Here is a 4,738-nt window from a genome sequence, read left to right as displayed (position 1 = left end):
AAGGACGATTGTTAACCATCTTCATATGGAATAATTGATTGTTAGCATCCAACACAAAATATCCTTCATCGTAAGGCTTACGTGGATTTGGATTTCCTATAAGCCATTGGGCGGGATACTGAAACCCTTCTTTGTCCAGAGCCTGTTGAAAAAGCCTACTTTTTTCAACTTCCAATGTATTGGTTTGTGCATCTATAAACTCAATGTTATTTTTAAGACGAAACACATCGTTCGGAATTTCTAATCCTACACGCTTAGGCATAGTTTCTAATAAAATATAAAGCCCATTGACAGGAGTATTTATATCTGAAGGCTTGTATTTATAAACAACAGATTTAGATCGGAGTAACTGCGGGGTTATTTTTTGCCCATTGATACTATCCGGCAATTTCCCATCAGTCATCAACTGACGATAATTCAACATTGGCATGAGGGAGTCGAACTGCGCTGTATTATATTTGTTCCCCTTCAAATCTTGCATCGGGAACTTTTTGTTTTTGTAATCTATTAAGCCAATATCTTTCAGTATTGTACTGTAATAGGCAAAAGGATATTGGTCAGAGTTATATGTTGCTTTATTTACCAAAGCAGGAATTACCCACATTCCTATTAAGGTTATGAACAACAGTATGATTATATAAATAATATTTTTAAACTTCATTTCTGTAACTTTCTATCAATTAATATTCCGTTATTGTGCCCCATCTTTAAACCGATACATAGAATAGAAGGGAAAGAAAAAGCAAAGAACCATTAAAACTACAAGATATGGCATAAATGGCATGTAGGCTCCTGAAACGGAGCGGATGAATAGGAAAGAAAGAAAGCCAATAGAGGCCAATGTATATCCTATTCGTTGACGCCATATGGGTTCAAGGCTTATCCATGCAGCGAATAAGTATCCAAAAATACCAGCAAGCAAATATGGTAAGTTTGCCCATATCATTGCTTTTATAATTTCTGAAGGATAATAGAAAGAAAAAGAAAACGATAAGACTAGATAGCTTAACAAAAAGATAAACAACAAGATGCCTATTCCCAAAAAGAGTAAGACAGACATAATTTTTGTTTCTAACATAGGTAAATGCAAAGTCAATTTAAGACGCTTGTCATGCATTTCAGGGGCAAATTGAGAAACACCTAATAAAAGACCAGCCAAAAGAGGAATCCATTGTGCAAATCCGGGGAGAATAGGCATATCTTTAAGTATCACTGTCGACCAAATTTGTACAGCACCTCCAAGACGAAATTGTTGTCCTGTGTTTATGAGTGTGTAAATAATCAGAGCAACGAAGATAATTCCAATTAAGGTAACCACACGTCGGGTTTTAATCCATTCTTTAAATAAAAGAGCTTGTATCATATCTATTTGTATTCTGTTTCTTATTAATATTTACCTGTCAAACCTATAAAAGCGTCCTCTAATGTCAAAGCTTCCTCTTTTACCTCAGCAACAGCAAAAGGTGCTAATTTTTGATTCACAGCTCCTATTCCGTCAAAGGAATAAGTTTCCCAGAACGATCCGATCTTTTCTGTATTCCATAATCCATCTAAAGCACCTATCTCTTCAGTCTTGGCTGTAAAGCGATAGCGTTTAAATTGATTCATGATGTAACTTGTAGGTTGGTGAAGTAATATTTTACCATAATCGAGAATAATACAATCATCAATAAGCATTTCCATATCTTGTATTATATGGGATGTAAGGAAAATCGTTTTATCTTCGGCTGTCGCATATTCTTTCAGATATTCGATAAACAAGCGGCGATAGCCGGGATCTAATCCCATAGAGAAATCGTCGAGAATCAGCAAATCGGGATTTTGCGCAAATAGTAATCCGAGAGCTACTTGAGAACGTTGCCCGCAAGACATCGTACTTATCTTCTGAGTTTTAGTTACCTGTAGTTTTTTCAGCAATTCATAATACGCATCTCTGTTCCAATTTGGGAAAAAACTACTATAGAATTTCTCTATTTGTACAACATTAAAATACGTATGCTGTATATGTCCTTCGAGCAAAAGGCCTATACGAGCTTTGGTCTGTGGCGTAAAGTGGTCCATTTCTTCACCAAAAATTCGACACACACCTGCTTGTGGACGTAGATATCCGTTGAGGATATTTATAATTGTGGTCTTTCCCGTTCCATTTTTTCCGAGCAATCCTAATATCTTGCCTTTCTTGACTTCAAAACTCAAGTCTTGGTAGATAAGTTTTGTTCCATAATAGTGTGTTATTTTGTCACACTGAATAATTGTATCCATAATTGGTTCTTTTATGATAGTTGTTCTTAGTGATTCCTTATTCTATTTATTAAAAGCCAACTCCTACCGATAGAGCCAGCTCATTAAAAGTTTTACCAATGTATTTGGTAGAAAAGGCATTTGTCAAAGCATAATTAAATTGTGCATACCCTTTTATCTTGCCTGGAAAAAGTCTTGAATAACGAAAACTTACATTTCCTCGGACACGGTCTGTCGTCAGATATTCGAATTCCCGGTAGATATAACGATCTAAACTAACAGAGGTAGATCCTTGAGTGGAAGAATCATAAGCCCCATCTTTCTTTTCGTTACCTCCTCCTGAAATATAACCGAATCCAAGAGTTAAACTATACTGATTTAATGATTTTAGAATATTACGACTCGCTGACATTCCTACACTCCATTGATTTATATCTTGTTTGCGGTAATTCGGATAAATAGAAACAGTTTGCTTCATATTATTTGCTTCTCCATTAATCTTCAATATCCATATAGGAGAATAATCTTTTACGCCAAGATATGCCGTATACCCAGCACTAAATTTCCAGATTTTCTTATTCAACATCTCTTCTTGGCTCGAATAGTCAATCACCGTAGTTCCATTGGGTAGCGTACTATCTTGATATGAATTTTCATAGTTCTTGAGCAATTCTCTACTTATATTAAATGAGAGTATGTGGCGATCGTTACTATTTAGCAATGTCAAATTACCCCGATACTCATTTATTTTAGAAGTATGTTCTGTATATACGACAGACGATGTGCCACGCTTACCATAATATCCGTCTCTCCACTTCAAAGTCAATTCATTAAAAAATAATATGTTAGGAGACAATGTAAAATTTAATTGAAGGGATGCTCCTTGAAACTCTTCAAATAGAGGTTTGCGAGTATTAGCCTCTGTATAACTATCACTTTTACTGAATCGTACCTGATGCCCATAAAAAACACCAAAGTCTATCAATGAGTTAAACTGTTGATCGGTATTCCCATATGATTGAAAACGTATTTCTTCGATCCTACGTCGATATGTATAATTAATACCAGCTTCCCAAAATGGAGATATCCGGTAAGCAGCTCCTAATGTGAGTATCAAGTCCATTTCTCTGTTTTCATGACGAAGATCTTTAAATTTTGCATAATTAGAAGTTTTATAATCTAATTTTGTTCCTACATTAAATCCTCTCGCAAGTTCCGTACTAAATGCCCCTATCAGATGATATATATCCAACGCCTTTTTCCCCTGCGTACTATCTGCATATTCTACGATGTTGAATGGGCTTACATAAGGATCAATAAAGGTAGCACCCCCCATATTTTTGCCTTCAAAATGGCTATAATTTACATTTCCATAAAATACTGTTTTGGAATTTAATCGATATAAAGATTTCACATCTGCTCCAGATTGGAAACTATTATCAGACTGAAAGTAGTTTCTTAACTTACCATTTTTCTTATTAAAATAAGCTTCGGCATAAGAGAGATTGTCGATAGTAATAGAATGAAGCCCGGCTGCATTATCAGAATACAGCCAGGGATTTGATTCTTGTACATACTCATAACTTTCCCATCCTGTTTTTTCGTATTGCGCAATTAGCTTTTTGGGTATACAAAATCCAACTAGAAGCAAAAGAATCGTTATATTATGTACTTTTTTAGTCATTATTTTTGTGTATTAATCTTTCAGGGAAGCTTTCTTACGTTGATGAAAATCGTTTGTTGAATTATTGGTATCTTTATATATAATGCGTGCACCATTTTTAATTGAAGCTTCGGCATCGATTGTACTTGGATCGGTTGTTCCATCTTGTTGATCGATTGTTCCCAATGAATAATTATAAACCAATTTCCCTGCATTACTTTCAACAGCTTCCGTTGCTTCTTTATCTACATTACGGTATACTGAGTACCCAAAACCATTAATCATTGTTACATAGCCCGCATCAACTGTAGAGGTTAGTCGCTTAACCCCATCAACTCCTTGTCCTTTTATTTCTACACCATCAAGAATCCATTCTACCGGAACCTTTAAGCTTACTAAAGCCGTACTTCCGAAATAATCTTCTCTTTTTGTTGCATCACTGGCAAATGCTGCCGGAGTTGTTCCTTGTGTATTAAAGATGAAGAATGTTGGAGATATAGTACTTAGAGGCCATGCATTACCCGCTCCATAAACAGATGCTGACAAGTAATGACTTGTAGGAATAACAGAAGCCGGAGAAGGATAAGATGTCGTATTTGTATATTGTCCCGAGATATCGTATGTACAATAATATTCAGAGTTCGCTAAATTTACCGAATTACTATAGGTTGTAGTATTGTCTACTGCATTTTTTAATGCAATTACAATTTGCTTACCGGATGCTATTTTTACCGGATTCTTAAAATACCAGATAGCTGCTCCTGCCGGAACCCATCCTTCTGCCTCGTACGAAAGCTTTCCGTTCGAATAGTATTTATTAGCAGATGTAAAATT

5 protein-coding genes are annotated in these 4,738 nt (G+C 35.5%); all 5 read right to left on the bottom strand.

All coding sequences use genetic code 11. The features are described from left to right. Positions 1-661, bottom strand: a 661-nt coding sequence (locus LDB17_RS12590) for a DUF4857 domain-containing protein (protein ID WP_393925054.1), incomplete at its 3' end; no start/stop codon positions are given. A gap of 30 nt (positions 662-691) precedes the next feature. After that, a complete protein-coding gene (locus tag LDB17_RS12585) occupies positions 692-1,363 on the bottom strand; it encodes a hypothetical protein (protein ID WP_252637477.1) in 672 nt (223 codons plus the stop codon). Positions 1,364-1,386: 23 nt separating this feature from the next. After that, a complete protein-coding gene (locus LDB17_RS12580; RefSeq protein ID WP_252637479.1) occupies positions 1,387-2,262 on the bottom strand; it encodes an ABC transporter ATP-binding protein in 876 nt (291 codons plus the stop codon). Between the two features lie 49 nt (positions 2,263-2,311). Then, positions 2,312-3,925: a DUF6850 family outer membrane beta-barrel protein gene (locus tag LDB17_RS12575; RefSeq protein WP_252637481.1), complete on the bottom strand. Its 1,614-nt coding sequence runs from the start codon at positions 3,923-3,925 to the stop codon at positions 2,312-2,314. 12 nt (positions 3,926-3,937) lie between these two features. Then, positions 3,938-4,738, bottom strand: an 801-nt coding sequence (locus tag LDB17_RS12570; protein WP_393925053.1) for a DUF4876 domain-containing protein, incomplete at its 5' end; no start/stop codon positions are given.

Source organism: Dysgonomonas sp. Shenzhen-Wh21 (assembly GCF_043392705.1).
GTDB lineage: Bacteria > Bacteroidota > Bacteroidia > Bacteroidales > Dysgonomonadaceae > Dysgonomonas.
The sequence above is the reverse complement of the archived record's forward strand: the minus strand, read 5'-3'. Positions and strand labels throughout refer to the sequence as shown.

Excerpts from the sequence above, each read along its gene's own strand:
- LDB17_RS12585 (WP_252637477.1), bottom strand. The coding sequence starts at position 1,363 with ATGATACAAGCTCTTTTATTTAAAGAATGGATTAAAACCCGACGTGTG.
- LDB17_RS12575 (WP_252637481.1), bottom strand. The coding sequence starts at position 3,925 with ATGACTAAAAAAGTACATAATATAACGATTCTTTTGCTTCTAGTTGGA.
- LDB17_RS12580 (WP_252637479.1), bottom strand. The coding sequence starts at position 2,262 with ATGGATACAATTATTCAGTGTGACAAAATAACACACTATTATGGAACA.